Annotated in this window: 17 protein-coding genes; 9 read left to right on the forward strand and 8 right to left on the reverse strand. The window is 67.1% G+C overall.

All coding sequences use genetic code 11. The features are described from left to right. The first annotated feature begins 22 nt into the window (after nt 1-22). Nucleotides 23-967, forward strand: a complete 945-nt coding sequence (locus AC5Y30_RS06140; RefSeq protein ID WP_499917653.1) for a prephenate dehydrogenase — start codon at nt 23-25, stop codon at nt 965-967. Here AC5Y30_RS06140 and AC5Y30_RS06145 read toward each other — a convergent pair. Genes AC5Y30_RS06145 through AC5Y30_RS06165 form a run of 5 tightly spaced genes read right to left on the reverse strand, consistent with a single transcriptional unit; the run spans nt 930 to nt 4,994 of the window. Next, nucleotides 930-1,529: a putative glycolipid-binding domain-containing protein gene (locus AC5Y30_RS06145; protein WP_499917214.1), complete on the reverse strand. Its 600-nt coding sequence runs from the start codon at nt 1,527-1,529 to the stop codon at nt 930-932. The two genes, AC5Y30_RS06140 and AC5Y30_RS06145, sit on opposite strands and share 38 nt — an antisense overlap. After that, the gene (locus AC5Y30_RS06150; protein WP_499917215.1) at nt 1,530-2,246 is read right to left on the reverse strand and encodes an ABC transporter permease; all 717 of its coding nucleotides are present in this window, start codon (nt 2,244-2,246) and stop codon (nt 1,530-1,532) included. Continuing rightward, nucleotides 2,243-2,929, reverse strand: coding sequence for an ABC transporter permease (locus AC5Y30_RS06155; RefSeq protein ID WP_499917216.1), 687 nt, complete (start codon nt 2,927-2,929; stop codon nt 2,243-2,245). The genes AC5Y30_RS06150 and AC5Y30_RS06155 overlap by 4 nt, the downstream gene beginning before the upstream one ends. Nucleotides 2,930-2,932: 3 nt before the next feature. Beyond that, complete coding sequence (locus tag AC5Y30_RS06160; protein WP_499917217.1) at nt 2,933-4,045, reverse strand: ABC transporter ATP-binding protein; 1,113 nt, start codon at nt 4,043-4,045, stop codon at nt 2,933-2,935. 1 nt (nt 4,046) lies between these two features. Further along, nucleotides 4,047-4,994, reverse strand: coding sequence for an ABC transporter substrate-binding protein (locus AC5Y30_RS06165; RefSeq protein WP_499917218.1), 948 nt, complete (start codon nt 4,992-4,994; stop codon nt 4,047-4,049). A 100-nt stretch (nt 4,995-5,094) separates the two neighbouring features. Between AC5Y30_RS06165 and AC5Y30_RS06170 the strand changes: the two genes are divergently transcribed. Beyond that, complete coding sequence (locus AC5Y30_RS06170; protein ID WP_499917219.1) at nt 5,095-5,445, forward strand: LapA family protein; 351 nt, start codon at nt 5,095-5,097, stop codon at nt 5,443-5,445. On the opposite strand, the gene AC5Y30_RS06175 is transcribed toward AC5Y30_RS06170, so the two are convergent. Continuing rightward, on the reverse strand, nt 5,442-6,488 hold the full coding sequence (locus tag AC5Y30_RS06175) for a phosphotransferase family protein (protein WP_499917220.1): 1,047 nt from the start codon (nt 6,486-6,488) through the stop codon (nt 5,442-5,444). The genes AC5Y30_RS06170 and AC5Y30_RS06175 overlap by 4 nt on opposite strands. Before the next feature lie 63 nt (nt 6,489-6,551). Beyond that, the gene (locus tag AC5Y30_RS06180; RefSeq protein WP_499917221.1) at nt 6,552-7,187 is read right to left on the reverse strand and encodes a histidine phosphatase family protein; all 636 of its coding nucleotides are present in this window, start codon (nt 7,185-7,187) and stop codon (nt 6,552-6,554) included. A gap of 74 nt (nt 7,188-7,261) precedes the next feature. On the opposite strand from AC5Y30_RS06180, the gene AC5Y30_RS06185 reads away from it, so the two are divergent. The 6 genes from AC5Y30_RS06185 to AC5Y30_RS06210 all read left to right on the forward strand — a co-directional run bounded on the left by AC5Y30_RS06185 (nt 7,262) and on the right by AC5Y30_RS06210 (nt 12,684). After that, a complete protein-coding gene (locus tag AC5Y30_RS06185; RefSeq protein ID WP_499917222.1) occupies nt 7,262-7,933 on the forward strand; it encodes a class I SAM-dependent methyltransferase in 672 nt (223 codons plus the stop codon). A 70-nt stretch (nt 7,934-8,003) separates the two neighbouring features. Next, nucleotides 8,004-9,044 carry a phosphotransferase family protein gene (locus AC5Y30_RS06190; RefSeq protein WP_499917223.1) on the forward strand — a complete coding sequence of 347 codons (1,041 nt, stop codon included), beginning with the start codon at nt 8,004-8,006 and terminating at the stop codon, nt 9,042-9,044. Nucleotide 9,045: 1 nt separating this feature from the next. Continuing rightward, nucleotides 9,046-9,810 carry an SDR family NAD(P)-dependent oxidoreductase gene (locus AC5Y30_RS06195; protein ID WP_499917224.1) on the forward strand — a complete coding sequence of 255 codons (765 nt, stop codon included), beginning with the start codon at nt 9,046-9,048 and terminating at the stop codon, nt 9,808-9,810. Between the two features lie 18 nt (nt 9,811-9,828). Then, complete coding sequence (locus AC5Y30_RS06200) at nt 9,829-11,112, forward strand: acyl-CoA dehydrogenase family protein (RefSeq protein WP_499917225.1); 1,284 nt, start codon at nt 9,829-9,831, stop codon at nt 11,110-11,112. Then, nucleotides 11,093-11,716, forward strand: a complete 624-nt coding sequence (locus tag AC5Y30_RS06205; RefSeq protein WP_499917226.1) for a TetR/AcrR family transcriptional regulator — start codon at nt 11,093-11,095, stop codon at nt 11,714-11,716. Before AC5Y30_RS06200 ends, AC5Y30_RS06205 begins: the two co-directional genes overlap by 20 nt. After that, complete coding sequence (locus tag AC5Y30_RS06210; protein ID WP_499917227.1) at nt 11,716-12,684, forward strand: NADPH:quinone oxidoreductase family protein; 969 nt, start codon at nt 11,716-11,718, stop codon at nt 12,682-12,684. Before AC5Y30_RS06205 ends, AC5Y30_RS06210 begins: the two co-directional genes overlap by 1 nt. 7 nt (nt 12,685-12,691) lie before the next feature. Here AC5Y30_RS06210 and AC5Y30_RS06215 read toward each other — a convergent pair whose 3' ends face one another. After that, the gene (locus AC5Y30_RS06215; protein WP_499917228.1) at nt 12,692-14,566 is read right to left on the reverse strand and encodes an alkyl/aryl-sulfatase; all 1,875 of its coding nucleotides are present in this window, start codon (nt 14,564-14,566) and stop codon (nt 12,692-12,694) included. Between the two features lie 178 nt (nt 14,567-14,744). On the opposite strand from AC5Y30_RS06215, the gene AC5Y30_RS06220 reads away from it, so the two are divergent. Further along, nucleotides 14,745-15,212, forward strand: a complete 468-nt coding sequence (locus AC5Y30_RS06220; RefSeq protein ID WP_499917229.1) for a lipoprotein LpqH — start codon at nt 14,745-14,747, stop codon at nt 15,210-15,212. Nucleotide 15,213: the final 1 nt, after the last annotated feature.

Here is a 15,213-nt window from a genome sequence, read left to right on the forward strand (position 1 = left end):
AAGCCCTCCTTCTAAGACACCGGTGTGTGTGCTCGGGCTGGGGTTGATCGGTGGCTCGATAATGCGGGCCGCAACGGCGGCCGGCCGCGAGGTGTTCGGCTACAACCGGTCGGTGGAGGGCGCGCACGCCGCGACCGCCGACGGCTTCGACGCCGACACCGATCTGATCGCGACGCTGTCTCGTGCCGCCGCCGCCGAAGCGTTGATCGTGCTGGCCGTGCCGATGCCGGCGATGGCGGGCATGCTCGCCCACATCAAGGAGAACGCTCCGGAGTGCGCATTGACCGACGTCACCAGCGTCAAGCAAGCGGTGCTCGATCAGGTGGTCGCGGCCGGTCTGCTGAAGCGGTTCGTCGGGGGCCACCCGATGGCGGGCACCGCGCATTCGGGATGGGCCGCCGGCTACGCCGGTTTGTTCACCGGGGCCCCCTGGGTGATCAGCGTCGACGATCATGTCGATCCTTCGGTCTGGTCGACGGTGATGACGCTGGCCCTGGACTGCGGCGCGGTGGTCGTGCCGGCCAGGTCCGACGAGCACGACGCCGCCGCGGCGGCCATCTCGCATCTGCCCCACCTGCTCGCCGAGACGCTGGCCGTCGTGGCCGCAGACGTCCCGCTGGCATTCGCATTGGCCGCCGGGTCATTCCGGGACGGGACCCGGGTGGCGGCCACGGCCCCGGACCTGGTCCGGGCGATGTGCGAAGGCAACTCCGATCAACTGGTGCCCACGGCCGATCGCGCGATCGAGCTGCTGAAACGCGCCCGGCAATCGCTGGCGTCCCATAACTCGGTCGCCGACCTCGTCGACGCAGGCCACGCCGCGCGAACGCGTTACGACAGCTTCCCGCGCTCCGACATCTTCCACGTCATCGTCGGGGCGGAGAACTGGCGTCAGGAACTGGCCGCGGCGGGCCGGGCCGGCGGGGTGATCAGATCCGCTCTGCCAAGCCTGGATAGTCGACGATGAAGCCTTCGTCGTCGACGCTCACCGTGGTGTCGGAGATCGGCGAGCGCAACTTGATCGCGTCCAGACTGCCGGTGCTGCTGTAGCTCACGGTGTCCGCGGTGATCGACATGTCCGGCATGTTCACATAGACCACCGGCAGCGTGACCGAGGCGGCTCGCTCGTACAGCCCGAGCCGCCGGATGGGCAGCGCATTGAAGAACGGGCTGAACTCCACGTCGATGTCGAGCGCACCGTTGTAGGCCGCGCGGTGCTCGCCCTGATGGTCGGTGACCAACCACATGTTCTCTTCGTCGCGGGCGAACGAGAAGACGCGCTCACGCTCGGCCAGGGTCACGGTCATGCCGAGCCGCTTGGTGGCGCCGGTCTCATCGGTCAGCAAGTCGTAATAGGCGCCGAACGCCGGGTGGGTATCGGTGGCGGCGGCGATGATGCGGCCATTGGCCTTGATTCTGTTGCCGGACACCTGAACTCGTACCGATTCCATCCGGGGAGCATCATGTGCGCGCCAGGTGAGCATCGCCTGCCACACGCGGCGAGACGGGTCAGAGGGGGCTGCGTTCACTCATCTACCGTAAGACGTGCCCGCCAACCGCTGCGGAAGTGCCCGGTATGTTCGCCGCAACCGCCCGGTGCCCGGCACCGAAATCCACACCGCGAGAGCCAGCAGTCCGTCGAGCACCAGCGCCAACGCGGCAACCATCAACGCCCCGACAAGGGCGAGATGAAACTCACGTTCTTTGATCCCGTCGATCAGGTATCTGCCCAGACCGCCGAGGCTGGCGTAGGCGGCCACCGTCGCGGTGGCGACCACCTGCAGCGTCGCGCTGCGGAGCCCACCGAGGATCAACGGCAACGCATTCGGCACTTCGACGCGCATCAGCACCTGGGCCTCGGTCATACCCATCGCGCGGGCCGCATCGACGACCGTCGGCTCGACATTCGCGATCCCGGCGTAGGTACCGGCCAACAACGCCGGCACACCCAGCAGCATCAGCGCCACCAAAGACGGACCGAGCCCCAACCCGAACAGCAGCGTCCCGAACAGCAGCACGCCCAGCGTCGGCAGGGAGCGCAGGCCGTTGACGGCACCCACCACCAGCAGGGTGCCGCGGCCGGTGTGCCCGATGATCAAGCCGACGGGAATCGCGATGAGCGCCGAGGCCGCCACCGCCAGGGCGGTGTACTCGAGATGCTCGAGGATGCGGGCCGCGAGCCCCACCGGGCCCGTCCAGTTGTCGGCGGTCAGCACGTAGGAGATCGCCCGCTCGACGAAGTTCATCGCGCACCACCCACAACGGGCGCCACGACCGAACGGCGGCCGGTGCTCCGGGTGGCGTGTGCCCACGGTGTGGCCAACCGGCCGGCCAACACGATCAGCACATCGATGACCACCGACAGCAGGAACAGCGCGATGATGCCCGCCAGGATCTGATCGCTCTTGTTGGTCTGGTAGCCCTGGGTGAACCAGCTGCCCAGGCCACCGATGCCGATCACCGAACCGACCGAAACCATCGCGATGTTGGTGACCACGACCACCCGCAAACCGGCAACGAGTACCGGAATCGACAGCGGCAGTTCAACTTTCAGTATCCGCGTGAGCGGCGGATAGCCGACCGCCGTGGCGGCGTCACGCACCTGGGCCGACACCGCGTCGAGCGCCTCGAGCACCGCGCGCACCAGCAGTGCGGCGGTGTAGGCCGTCAACGCCACCATGACGTTGGCCTCGTCGAGGATGCGGGTCCCGATCAGCATCGGCAAAACCACGAACAGGGCCAGCGATGGAATGGTGAACACGACGCTGGCGGCCGCCGTCGTGAGCCGGCGGGCGATTCGCTTGCGCTGCACCAGCATGCCCAGCGGCAGCGCGATCGCCAGCCCGATCAGCACCGGCACCAAGGCCAGCCAGAGATGTTCCGCGGTCAGCGTCCGGGCGTCGTCGAGGTGGGTCAGCAGGTAGTGCACCGGCTAAGTCCCTTGAGGTTCCGCGGCGCCCAGCCGCTGGGCCTGGACCGCTGCCAACACGTCGGCGGCCAGCACACCGCCGATCACCTTGCCGGCGTCGTCCACCGCGACGCCGATGCCCGACGGCGACGACAGCGCGGAATCCAGCGCCTGGCTCAGATTGCCCCGCGGCCTAAACAGCGATCCGATGCCGCTCACGCTTTCGGACAACGACACATTGTCGCGATGCCGACGCAGGCCCGCCTCGTCGATCCAGCCCAGCGGCGCACCGTCGTCGTCGACGACGACCGCCCAACCGTCGGAAAGCCTTGCCCCGGAGAGCTTGTCGGCCGCGATCCGCTCGACGTCGTGTAACGGCAGACCGGTCGCGTCGAGAAGCTGCAACCATCGATAGCCACGGCCCAGCCCGATGAACCTGGACACGAAATCATTGGCCGGCCGCGACAGCAGCCGGCCGGGTTCGTCGTACTGCTGTAATGAGCCGCCCTTGAACACCGCCACCCGTTCGCCGAGCCGCAGCGCCTCATCGATGTCGTGGGTGACGAAGACGATCGTCTTGTGCATTTCGCCTTGCAGGCGCAGTATCTCGTTCTGCAGGTCGTGGCGAACCACCGGATCGACGGCGGAGAACGGCTCGTCCATCAACAGGATCGGCGGGTCGGCGGCCAGCGCCCGCGCCACGCCGACCCGTTGTTGCTCGCCTCCGGAGAGCTGCGCGGGGTAACGGGTTGCGAGCTTGGCGTCCAGCCCCACCCGTTCGAGCACCGCGTAGGCGGCCTTGCGGGCGGCCCTGCGAGACTGGCCGCGTAAGACGGGAACCGTTGCCACGTTGTCGATTACGCGTTGATGCGGCATCAGGCCGGCGTGCTGGATGACGTATCCGATTCCCAGTCGCAGCTTTACCGGGTCGCGGCTGGAGACATCGACGCCGTCGATCGAGATGCTGCCCGAGGTGGGCTCGATCATCCGGTTGATCATGCGCAGCGCCGTGGTCTTGCCGCTGCCCGAGGACCCGACGAAGACGGTCAGCTTGCCGTTGGGGACGGTCAGGCTCAGCTGGTTGACGGCGGTGGTGCCGTCGGCGAAGGCCTTGCTGACGTTGTCGAAGATGATCAAGTCATCCTCCGATCGCGTGGTCGAAGCCGTTGTCCTTCACCCAGTTTCGCGCCGCCTCGTCAGGGTCGATGCCCGAGTTTCCCGACACCGCGGCATTGAGTCCAGCGACACCTGAGGTGGTCAGCCTCGCCGAGACCGCGTCCAGAACGACCTTGAGACGGTCGGACCTCTTCTGCGTATTGATAAGCGGCACAATGTTTCCGGCTACGAAGTTGTGTTCGGGGTCGTCGAGGACCACCAAATGGTTCTGCGGTATCGCCGGCGATGTGGTGAAGATATTGGCGGCATTCACCCTTCCCTCGAGCAACGCGCGCACGGTGACCGCGCCACCGCCGTCGTCGATGGCGACGAAGTTGCCCGGTCTGATGTCGAGCCCATACTTCTGCCGCAGCCCCGGCAGGCCCGCCGGCCGGGTCGCGAAGGCCGAGGGCGCCCCGAATCGCACGTCGGGCGAATGTGCCGCCAAATCGGCGATCGCCTTCAGATCCCAGGACTTCGCCGTCTGCCCGGCCACCGTGACGGTGTCGGTGTCGGCGGCCGGCGCGGGCGTCAGAATTGACAGGCCGTCGGGCAGGCGCTGGTCGAGCTCCCGCTCGACCGCTTCCAATGTGGTGGCGTCGGACTGCGGCCAAACATAGCGCAGCAGATTGCCGATGTACTCCGGCACCAGGTCAATGGAATGGTCTTTGAGCGCAGGGATATACGTTTCGCGGCTGCCGATGCCCATCCGCTTGCCCACTTCGAAACCGTTGGCCTGCAACGCTTGTGCGTAGATCTCGGCGATGATCTGCGACTCCGGGAAATCGCCGGAGCCGATGACGATGGAGTTGGGGCTGCGAACCTGCGCTCCCAACGGATCGGAATTGCTGCACGCCGCAACGACGGACATCGCCAGCACTAATGCCGCCGCGCGCGTAATCGCGCTCCGACGTCGCGGCAGTGCCGTCATACCGCCGACCCTAACGCCCGAACGGCGCCGATGCCGGTCCCCGAGCACCGGTTGCGGTGAATCGGTTTCAATCTGCTCGGGATGGGGCAAAGATGGCACTATGAGCAGCCAAACCCCTGCCTCGCCCGGCCAGCCACCTCCCAAGCCCGATCCTGCACCCAAAACGGGCGCAACCACCAAGCAACCGGCCATTGGCTTCACCCGCGCCGGAGCGCTGTGGTCGTCGCTGGTCGCCGGATTCGTAATCCTGATCCTGTTGCTGATTTTCATTACCCAGAACACGTCGCCGACGGACTTCAAGTTCCTGGGCTGGCACTGGAGCCTGCCGTTGGGCGTGGCTATCCTGCTGGCCGCCGTGGTCGGCGGCCTGATCACGGTTGCGGCCGGCACCGCACGGATCTTGCAGCTTCGCCGCGCGGCGAAGAAAAGCCACGCGGCCGTCGCGCGCTAGCCGGGCAGCTTGGCCAGTTCGGCCAGACCCCGGGAGATCAGCGGCGCCACCACCTCCGGTGCGTGGTCGGAGTCCGCGCCCCGGGCTTGATCCGACATCCGCCGGCGGAAGTCTATGCCCGCGGCGATGATGGCGAGCTTGAAGTAGGCCAACGCCATGTAGAACTCCCAATGCGCCAGCGGTGTACCGGCCACCAACGAATACCGGTCGGCCAGTTCGTCGGCCGTCGGCAGCAACGGCGATGTCCAGGCGGCCTGCGCGTTGACGATCAAATCCAGGGCGGGGTCGCGGTATACGCACATCAGGGCGGCGTCGGACAGCGGATCGCCCAGCGTGGAGAGCTCCCAGTCGACGACGGCGCGGACCGTGGTCGGGTCGTCGGCGTCCAGGATCGTGTTGTCGATCCGGTAATCGCCGTGCACGATCGACGTGCGGCTCTGCTGCGGAATGGCCTCGCCCAGACCGGAATGCAGCCGTTCGACGTCGGCATCGCGCCGATCCTCGGGCAACCGCACCAGCGACCATTGCGAACCCCATCGCCGCACCTGACGCTCCAGATAACCGCTGGGCTTGCCGAAATCGGCCAAGCCGACGGCGCTGGGGTCGACATGGTGCAAATCGACCAGGACCCGGATCAACGAGTCGACGCACCCGCCGATGACGGTGTGGCTGAACGATTCCAGTTGAGCGCGACGACGTACCACCTGGCCGTCGACGAAGTCGACGATCTGGAAGGGGGCGCCCAGCACCGAATCGTCCTCGCAGAGCGCGATCGTGCGCGCCACCGGAACGGGTGTGTCCTGTAGCGCCGCAACGACGCGGTACTCGCGGGCCATGTCGTGCGCCGACGGTGTCAAGCCGTGCAGGGGCGGTCGCCGCACCAGCCAGCTGGTGCTGTCGTCGTAGACGCGGAACGTCAGATTGGAGCGACCACCGGAGATGAAGTCCGCGCGTAACTCGCCGTCTCGCCCGATCCCCAGTGAACGCAGGTACCGGTCGAGCGAGGCCAGGTCGAGGCCCTCGAGTTGGTCAGCTGAAGTCACCGAACTTGTCTACCATCGCCGAGCCCGACGCGGTGCACCACCTGCGATGTGCCGATCTTTCGCTCAGCCGCCGCGGCCGGCGTCGTCGTCGAGCATCCTTTGGTTTCGCGGCAACAGGTCCCAGACGTGTTCGGTCGTGTTGACCGCGGCGACCGTCGCCTGACCGGACCGGGAGAACAACAGCCGCGTGACCGACGCGTAGTCGACGGGAAAGGACAGCAGCCGGGCGGTGCCCAGAATTTCGTGCAAGAGGACGTTGATGACCCCGCCGTGGCTGAACACCGCGACGGTGTCGTCGGGGTCGGCGGCGGCGACGAGGTCGTCGACCGCGGCGCGCACCCGGTCACGAAACGCATCCTCGTCGACCGCGCTGGGTAGATGCCCCTGAGCCAGTCGCGCCCATTCTTCGGGCATCTCCGCGCGGATCTGCTCGACGGGGATGTACACCGGCAGGTCGCGGTCGTACTCGGCGAAGCGATCGTCGACCTCGACGGTCAGCCCGCGGTCCGCCGCGACCGGCTCGGCGGTCTGGATGGCCCGGCGCTGCGGACTGCTCACCACGCGGGCAATGGGAAACCTGGCGAGCGCCTTGGGGAGTCGCTCGATCTGCGCCAACCCTTCCTCCGACAGATCCGGGTCGGAACCTTGGCCGTGTTCGCTGCGCAGCGGCAGCGCGTGCCGGACCAGAAGCACTTGCATATGTCTTCCTGTCGTTCGATGGTTGGCAGCGCCAGTTTCTCATCGCCGGGTGACGCCAATCTCGAGGAGGACCGATGACCGAACCGGATAGGGATTGGGACGCCGCCTACCGGCAGGCCGCCCCGCCCCCGTGGAGCATCGGCCGGCCCCAGCCGGAGCTGGCGCTGCTCATCGACCAAGGCAAGGTGCGCAGCGAGGTGCTGGACTCCGGCTGTGGCCACGCCGCGCTCTCGCTGAGCCTTGCCGCGCTCGGCTACACCGTGGTCGGCCTGGATGCCAGCGCGACTGCGATTGCTGCGGCCACCGCCGCGGCCGCCGAACAAGGGCTCGCCACGGCGACTTTCGCCCAGGCCGACGTCACCAGATTCGGCGGCTATGACGGCCGCTTCTCCACCATCCTGGACAGCGGGCTGTTCCATGCGCTGCCACCCGAACGGCGCCATGACTACGTGCAGTCCATCTTTCGCGCGGCGGCGCCGGGAGCCTCGCTGTACATCCTGGCCTTCGCGGCCGGGGCACTGGACGATGCCCATTCGGGCCGGCCGGGCCCACCCGGCTTCACCGAAACCGAACTGCGCGATGCCGTCGCGACGCTGTGGCGGGTCGACGAGGTTCGCGCGGCGAAGGTGTACGGCACAGACGACGCGGCCGGGTCGCCGGACAATCCGCTGGCGCATCTCGACCACGACGACGAGGGCCACTTCATGGCGCCCGGGTTCCTGTTGAGCGCGCACAAGCCGGACTGACCCGACGGCGCCACGGCACGCGTGAGAATGCTATTCTCCGCACAGAGATTGTGATGTGCGGCGATGCGGGGTGACTCACGTGGGTGAATCGGGACTCGACGCGGCCGTATTCGCCCGGTGGCTGGACGCCAACGACGCACCGGGGAACGGGGAAGAACCGCAGCTGACCCAGCTGAAGGGCGGTTCGCAGAACACCCTCTACCTGATCGAGCGCGCCGGCCGGCGCATGGTGTTGCGGATGCCCGGTCCCCGGGCGGACGCCGCCCGCATCGACGGGCTGCTGCGGGAGATTCGCCTGGTTCGCGCGCTGTCCGGCACGGATGTCCCGCATGCGGCGCTGATCGCCGCCGACGACACCGGCGACGTGCTCGGGATGCCGTTCTACGTCATGCAGGCGATCGACGGGTGGTGCCCGATGGACGGCGGGTGGCAACCGCCGTTCGACACCGACTTGGCGGCCCGGCGCGGCCTGGCCTTCCAATTGGTCGACGGCGCGGCCAGGCTTGGCCGGGTGGATTGGCGCAAGCAAGGGCTCGAAGGCTTCGGCCGCCCCGACGGATTCCACGAGCGGCAGGTCGATCGCTGGCTGGCGTTTCTGGACGCCTATAAGGTCCGCGAGCTGCCCGGTCTTGACGAGGCGTCCGACTGGCTGCGCCGCAACCGTCCGGCGCACTACCGGGCCGGCATCATGCACGGCGACTATCAGTTCGCCAATGTGATGTTCGCGCACGGCGAGCCGGCGCGTCTTGCCGCGATCGTCGACTGGGAGATGACCACTGTCGGCGATCCGCTGCTCGACCTGGCGTGGTGCCTACTGGGCTACGACGGTGAAAAGCCGCGCGAGGACGGGTTTTATCTCGACATGCGCGGCATGCCAACGCGCAGCGAGCTGTTGGACCACTACGAAACCGTCAGCGGCTTGTCGACCGAGGACATCGACTACTACCTGGTGCTGGCCAACTGGAAACTGGGCATCGTGCTGGAGAAGACCTACGCTGCCGGGGTGCGCACCGGGAAGGTCGACCCCAAGATCACCGACGCGTTCGGGCCGATGATCTTGCAGCTCATCGCGACGGCAGCCGAACTCGCCCGATCCAACAGGGTGTCCTGAAATGGGTTATGCCGAGCAGCTTTTCGACCTCACCGACCGGGTCGTCCTGGTCACCGGCGGCAGCCGCGGGCTGGGACGTGAGATGGCGTTCGGCGCGGCGCGCTGCGGAGCGGATGTGGTGATCGCCAGCCGCAACCTGGACAACTGCGCCTCCACCGCCAAGGAGATCGAGGCCGAGACCGGCCGTGCGGCCATGCCGTATCAGGTGCACGTGGGGCGCTGGGATCAGTTGGACGGCTTGGTCGAGGCGACCTACGAGCGGTTCGGCAAGGTCGACGCGCTGATCAACAACGCGGGCATGTCGCCGTTGTACGACAAGCTCACCGACGTGACCGAGAAGCTGTTCGACGCCGTGGTCAACCTCAACCTCAAGGGCCCGTTCCGGTTGTCGGCGTTGGTCGGTGAGCGCATGGTGGCGGCCGGGCGGGGTTCGATCATCAACGTGAGTACGGCCGGCTCGCTGCGGCCGACACCCGACATCGTCCCCTACGCCGCGGCCAAGGCCGGTCTGAACGCCATGACCGAGGCGCTGGCGAAGGCGTTCGGCCCGGCGGTGCGGGTCAACACGCTGATGGCCGGGCCGTTCCTCACCGACGTGAGCAAGGCCTGGAATCTCGATGCGGCACCTCAGAATCCGTTCAAGCACCTTTCCTTGCAGCGCGCGGGCGACCCACGCGAAATCGTCGGCGCCGCCCTGTTTTTGGCGTCCGACGCGTCCAGCTTCACTACCGGCTCGATTTTGCGGGCCGACGGCGGGATCCCTTAGCGAGCAGGAGGTTGCGCGATGTCCTGGGACTTTTCTACCGAGCCCGAGTTCGCAGACAAGCTCGAATGGATCCGCGGGTTCGTTCGCGACGAGGTGGAACCGCTCGAGGTGCTGTTCCCCGGGTGTGAATTTCTGCCGCTGAACGACGAGCGACGCCGCATCGTCGACCCGCTCAAACAGCAGGTGCGCGACAAGGGTTTGTGGGCGCCGCATCTGGGCCCGGAGCTAGGTGGGCAGGGCTTCGGCGCGGTCAAGCTGACGCTGATCAACGAGATCCTGGGCCGCAGCCCCTGGGCGCCGATCGTGTTCGGGACGCAGGCGCCCGACACCGGCAACGCCGAGATCATCGCCCGCTTCGGGACCCAGGAACAAAAGGACCGCTATCTGGCGGGCCTGCTGTCCGGAGAGATCTTCTCGTGCTTCTCGATGACCGAGCCGCAAGGCGGCGCCGATCCGCGGGTGTTCACCACCCGGGCCGTGCGCGACGGCGACGACTGGGTGATCACCGGGCGAAAGTACTTCTCCTCCAACGCCTCCGTCGCCTCCTTCTTCATCGTCGTCGCGATCACCGACCCCGATGTGCCGGTGCATACCGGCGCGTCGACGTTCCTGATCCCGGCGGGCACCGAGGGACTGGTCGTGGAGGCCAACCACCATCTGGTCGGGGCCGACCCGCACGAGCCGGGCCATTCCCTGGTGCACTACAACGACGTGCGAGTGCCGTCCGATGCCTTGCTGGGAGAGCCGGGTCAGGGATTCCTGATATTGCAGACCCGGCTGGCCGGCGGGCGGCTGCACCACGCGATGCGCTCCATCGGGATGGCGCAGCGCGCCGTCGAGATCATGTCGCGCCGGGCGAAAAGCCGCTTCACCCAGGGCAGCCTGCTGGCCGACAAACAACTGGTCCAGGAGTTCGTCGCCGACTCCTACACCGAGTTGATTCCGTTCCGACTGACCGTGCTGCACGCGGCGTGGTTGATCGACCAGGGTGACGAGCGCGCCGCCCGGGCCGAGATCGCCGCCTGCAAAATCCTGGCCTCACAGGTGCTCAAATCGATTGCCCTGCGGGCGATCCAGGTGCACGGGGCGCTGGGGCTCACCGATCAGCTGCCACTGGTCAACGTCCTGCTCGGCGGCATCGCGCTGGGCCTGGCCGACGGGCCCACCGAGGCGCACAAGGTGAACCTGGCCAGGATGCTGCTCAAGGGTTACGAGGCCGAAGAAGGCGACTGGCCCAGCGAGATGCTCGATGTGCGGCGCGCGGCCGCGCGCGCCAAATACGGTGAGCTCGTTGACCTCTGACCGCGTGAGCGCGGCGGTCGGACGCGCGCTCGACGACCGCCAGCGCGAGGCCACCGAGGAGGTGGAACGCATCCTGGCCGCCGCGGTGCGCGTCATGCAACGCGTCGCGCCCGAAGCGCCCCGGGTCAGCGACATCGTCGCCGAGGCGGGCTCGTCGAACAAGGCGTTCTACCGATATTTCGCCGGTAAGGACGACCTGATCCTGGCGGTGATGGAACGCGGGGTAGCCATCGTGGTCTCCTACCTCGAGCACCAGATGGCCAAGGAATCAGACCCCCGCGACAAGGTCATGCGGTGGATCGAGGGCACGCTGGCCCAGGTGGCCGACCCGCACCTGATCAGCATGACCCGCGCGGCGGCCGGCCAGATGTCGGCCGGCACCAATTGGCGCGCGGCCGACCAGGAGATGATGCGGCCGCTTCGCGAGCTGCTCGTCGAACCCATTGCGGCGCTGGGCAGTAGCGATGTCGAGCGGGATGTCGAGGCCGTGTTCAGCTGCACCGCCGCTACCATGCGTCGCTACGTGGGTTCGGCCGCGCAGCCCGGAGCCGACGACATCGCGCACGTGGTGCGGTTCTGTGTACGGGGATTGGGGGTCAGTTGATGCGCGCGGTGATCTGTCGTGCGTATGGCACACCCGAGGACCTGGTGATCGACGACGTGCCCGATCCCGTTGCGGCGCCCGGACAACTGCTGGTGCGGGTCCGTGCCGCCGCGGTCAACTTCCCCGACGTGCTGTTCATCGCCGGCAAGTACCAGGTCAAAATTCCGCCTCCGTTCATACCCGGCAACGAGATCGCCGGGGAGGTCGTCGCCGCCGGGAAGGGCGCGCCGTTCCGTCCCGGGCAGCGGGTCTGCGGAACCACCTTCGGGGCGTTCGCCGAACTAGCGCTGCTCGACGCGAGCCAGGCCGAGTTGGTGCCCGACGACGCCGACTTCGCGTCGGCCGCGGCCTTCGGCGTCACCTACCGCACCGCCTATCACGCGCTGCGCTCGACGGCCGCTGTCACGCAGGGAGATTGGGTGGTGGTCCTCGGGGCCGCCGGCGGCGTGGGGCTGGCCGCGGTCGACCTGGCGGCGGCGATGGGGGCCCGTGTGCTGGCCGCGGCGTCGAGCCCGGAGAAGCTCGAGCTGTGCCGGCAGCGTGGGGCCGAGGCCACCGTGGACTACGACCGCGAGGACCTCAAAACGCGGATCCGTGAACTCACCGGCGACAGCGCCCGCGTGGTGCTCGACCCGGTCGGCGGACGTTACTCGGAGCCGGCGCTGCGCGGTCTCGCGCGGGGCGGCACCTTCGTCACGCTGGGCTACGCCGCCGGCTCCATCCCGGCCATCCCGCTCAATCTCATTCTGCTCAAAGACATCTGCGTCCGCGGCATGGAGATCCGCACCTTCATGACGGACCGGCCCCACGAAGCCGTGCGCGACCTGGCGGAGTTGGCGCAGATGTTCGCTGCCGGCACGGTGCGGCCGTACATCGGCGCGCGATTCCCGCTCTCGGAGACCGCGGCGGCGTTACGGCATGTGGCCGACCGCAAGGTGCTGGGCAAGGTGGTGATCGACGTCGCGTGAAGCGGTGTCACGGCGTGACGATGTTGAAGTTCGGGTCGGGCTGGTCGAGCGCGCCGAGGAAGGCCTGCAGGGCGTCCTGATCACCGCTGAGCTCCAGGCCGGGCGAGGTGAAATCACCCGCCGCCACCGATAGCAGCCGAATCTTGTTGACCAGCCGCACCGTAACCGTCGCCGTCGATGGATCCGCCGCCACCTTGCGCTGGACCAGCACGCCGTTGCGCAGGACGAGTCGATAGTTGACCGCCGCGTCGGCAAGCGTGACGTCGATGGTGATGTCAAGATCCCAGCTGCGCGGCCCGTTGACCCGGATAGCCAGGCTGTCGAAGATCTGCTCCGGCGTCAGCTGGCTGAGCATCGAGATAGACGTCGTCGTGGTCGCGGTGCCGAAGTTTCCGTCGCGCAATTCCGCTGCGCCGCTGAGGAAGAAGTTGCGCCAAGTCGCGTTTTCGGCCCCGTACGCCAGCTGCTCGAGCGTGTCCGAGTACAACGCGCGGGCGCCCGGGTGCGCGCTGTCGGTGAACATCGCATGGTCTAAAAGAGTTGCCGCCCAACGGTAATCACCCGAGTCGAACGCCTCCCTGGCGAGGTCGACGACCCGGTCGATGCCGCCCATCGCGCCGACGTAGCGGGGCGCCAGCGCCTCGGGCGGATGGGGCCACAGGCGTCCGGGGTTGCCGTCGAACCACCCCATGTAACGCTGGTATACCGCCTTGACGTTGTGGTTCACCGAGCCGTAGTACCCGCGCGTATGCCAGACCTGATCGAGAGCCGGTGGCATCTGGAACATTTCGGCTATCTCGACACCGGTGTAGCCCTGATTGAGCAGCCGCAGCGTCTGGTCGTGCAGGTACGCGTACAGGTCGCGCTGCAGCGACAGGAACGCAACAGTGTTGTGCTGTCCCCAGGTCGGCCAGTGGTGGGAGGCGAACACGACGTCGGCGCGGTCGGCAAACGTGTCGATCGCTTCGGTGAGGTATTCGGACCAGGCGTGCGGGTCGCGCACCAGGGCGCCGCGCAGGGTCAAGAGGTTGTGCAGGTTGTGGGTGGCGTTCTCGGCCATACACAAGGCACGGAAACGCGGGAAATAGAAATGCATTTCGGCGGGAGCCTCGGTGCCGGGCGCCATTTGGAACTCGATCTCGACGCCGTCGATCGTGTGTCGCTCCCCGGTTTCCCTGATGTCGACGGTCGGCACGATGAGCGCGACTTCGCCGGTGGATCCGGCCTGGCCGAGCCCGCACCCCACATGGCCGCGCGGCCCGCGCTCGAGCAGCATGCCGTACATGTAGGTGGCGCGTCGCGTCATCGCCGGCCCGGCGTAGACGTTTTCCTGCACCGCGTGCTCGATGAAGCCCTCCGGTGCCAGGACGGCCACCGCACCGGCATCGACGTCCTCCTGCGAGGTGACGCCAAGCACGCCGCCGAAATGGTCGGCGTGGCTGTGGGTGTAGATCACCGCGACCACCGGGCGGTCGCCGCCGCGATGGGCGCGATACAGCCCCAGCGCCGCGGCGGCGACCTCCGTGGAAATCAGTGGGTCGATGACGATGATGCCGCTGTCGCCCTCGACGAAGGTGATGTTCGAGAGGTCTAAACCGCGTACCTGATAGATGCCGGGAACCACTTCGTAAAGGCCTTGCTTGGCGGCCAGCGTCGATTGTCGCCAGAGACTGGGATGCACCGACGTCGGGGCGGGGCCGTCCAAGAATGAATAGGCGTCGTTGTCCCACACCACCCGCCCGTCGGCCGCTTTGATCACGCACGGGGACAGGGCGGCAATGAATCCGCGGTCGGCATCGGCGAAATCCGTCTCATCATGGAACGGCAGAACATGTTCGCGATGGGCCGATTCGATGATTGCGCTGGGCGATTTGTGGTCCACCGTCTTACCTTGCCACTAATGCGCCATCGGCCAAGGTTGTTCCGACGGCTTTTTGCCGTCCAATTAATGAACACAGCAACAATTTCTTCGGGTTCTGGATTCGTAGCCCAGTTAACCCGCATACTGCCCAGACGGCCCTCAATGCCGAGGACCGCAACTTTCGGGCAAAGGAGTACAGGTGAAGCGTGGACTGACCGTCGCGGTGGCCGGAGCGGCAATTCTTGCCGCGGGCATTTCCGGCTGTTCGAGCAACAAATCAAATGGCGTTTCGACCTCGGTGCCGGGAGGCTCGGTGTCGGCAGGCGGCAACAACTCGTCGAAGGTCATCATCGACGGCAAGGACCAGAACGTCCAGGGCACCACGATTTGCACGAAGGCCGGCGGCAATATCTCCATCGCGGTCGGTGGGAACACCACCGGGATCAGCGTCGTGCTCGCCGACGCCAATCCGCTCGCGGTGAAAGCGGTCCAGCTCGGCAACGTCAACGGCGTGACGCTTCAGTACGCGCAAGGTGGCCAGGGCAACGCCTCGGCGACCAAGGACGGCAACACGTACAAGGTCACCGGCACCGCAACCGGTGTCGACATGGCCAACCCGATGCAGCAGGTGAACAAGCCGTTCGAAATCGACGCGACTTGCTCCTGAC

This window comes from Mycobacterium sp. NGS27, assembly GCF_059813005.1.

Coding starts and splice junctions, on each gene's coding strand:
- AC5Y30_RS06150 (WP_499917215.1), bottom strand. CDS start 2,246: ATGAACTTCGTCGAGCGGGCGATCTCCTACGTGCTGACCGCCGACAAC.
- AC5Y30_RS06165 (WP_499917218.1), bottom strand. CDS start 4,994: ATGACGGCACTGCCGCGACGTCGGAGCGCGATTACGCGCGCGGCGGCA.
- AC5Y30_RS06170 (WP_499917219.1), top strand. CDS start 5,095: ATGAGCAGCCAAACCCCTGCCTCGCCCGGCCAGCCACCTCCCAAGCCC.
- AC5Y30_RS06180 (WP_499917221.1), bottom strand. CDS start 7,187: ATGCAAGTGCTTCTGGTCCGGCACGCGCTGCCGCTGCGCAGCGAACAC.
- AC5Y30_RS06185 (WP_499917222.1), top strand. CDS start 7,262: ATGACCGAACCGGATAGGGATTGGGACGCCGCCTACCGGCAGGCCGCC.
- AC5Y30_RS06195 (WP_499917224.1), top strand. CDS start 9,046: ATGGGTTATGCCGAGCAGCTTTTCGACCTCACCGACCGGGTCGTCCTG.
- AC5Y30_RS06200 (WP_499917225.1), top strand. CDS start 9,829: ATGTCCTGGGACTTTTCTACCGAGCCCGAGTTCGCAGACAAGCTCGAA.
- AC5Y30_RS06210 (WP_499917227.1), top strand. CDS start 11,716: ATGCGCGCGGTGATCTGTCGTGCGTATGGCACACCCGAGGACCTGGTG.